The sequence below is a fragment of the Diaphorobacter sp. J5-51 genome, assembly GCF_001023515.1.
In the GTDB taxonomy this organism is placed as follows: Bacteria; Pseudomonadota; Gammaproteobacteria; order Burkholderiales; family Burkholderiaceae_C; genus Diaphorobacter; species Diaphorobacter nitroreducens.
On record NZ_JSYI01000034.1, the window covers coordinates 1 to 1193 of the forward strand.

1 protein-coding gene is annotated in these 1193 nt (G+C 63.6%); it reads left to right on the forward strand.

Annotated elements, in window-relative coordinates:
• A complete protein-coding gene (gene tuf, locus OX89_RS05680) occupies positions 1 to 1191 on the forward strand; it encodes an elongation factor Tu (RefSeq protein ID WP_047349905.1) in 1191 nt (396 codons plus the stop codon).
• The last annotated feature ends 2 nt before the right edge of the window (positions 1192 to 1193 follow it).

Here is a 1193-nt window from a genome sequence, read left to right on the forward strand (position 1 = left end):
ATGGCAAAAGGTAAGTTTGAACGTACCAAGCCCCACGTGAACGTGGGCACGATCGGTCACGTGGACCATGGCAAGACGACGCTGACGGCGGCCATCGCCACGGTGCTGTCCAAGAAGTTCGGCGGCGAAGCCAAGGGCTACGACCAGATCGACAACGCCCCTGAAGAAAAGGCGCGCGGCATCACGATCAACACCTCGCACGTGGAATACGAAACGGCCACCCGCCACTACGCCCACGTCGACTGCCCCGGCCACGCCGACTACGTCAAGAACATGATCACCGGCGCCGCTCAGATGGACGGCGCCATCCTGGTGTGCTCGGCCGCTGACGGCCCGATGCCCCAGACGCGCGAGCACATCCTGCTGGCCCGTCAGGTGGGCGTGCCCTACATCATCGTGTTCCTGAACAAGTGCGACATGGTCGACGACGAGGAACTGCTCGAGCTGGTCGAGATGGAAGTGCGCGAGCTGCTGGACAAGTACGACTTCCCCGGCGACGACACCCCCATCATCCGCGGTTCCGCCAAGCTGGCCCTGGAAGGTGACCAGTCCGACAAGGGTGAGCCCGCCATCATGCGCCTGGCCGAAGCCCTGGACACCTACATCCCCACGCCTGAGCGCGCCGTGGACGGCGCCTTCCTGATGCCCGTGGAAGACGTGTTCTCCATCTCCGGCCGCGGCACCGTGGTGACCGGCCGCATCGAGCGCGGCATCATCAAGGTCGGCGAAGAAATCGAAATCGTCGGTATCCGCGACACGCAAAAGACCACCGTCACCGGCGTGGAAATGTTCCGCAAGCTGCTGGACCAGGGCCAGGCTGGCGACAACGTGGGCCTGCTGCTGCGCGGCACCAAGCGCGAAGACGTCGAGCGCGGCCAAGTGCTGTGCAAGCCAGGCTCCATCAAGCCCCACACCCACTTCACGGCTGAGGTGTACGTGCTGAGCAAGGACGAAGGCGGCCGTCACACGCCCTTCTTCAACAACTACCGTCCCCAGTTCTACTTCCGCACCACCGACGTGACCGGCTCCATCGAACTGCCGGCCGACAAGGAAATGGTGATGCCCGGCGACAACGTGTCGATCACTGTGAAGCTGATCAACCCCATCGCCATGGAAGAAGGCCTGCGCTTCGCTATCCGCGAAGGCGGCCGTACCGTGGGCGCCGGCGTCGTTGCCAAGATCATTGCGTAATC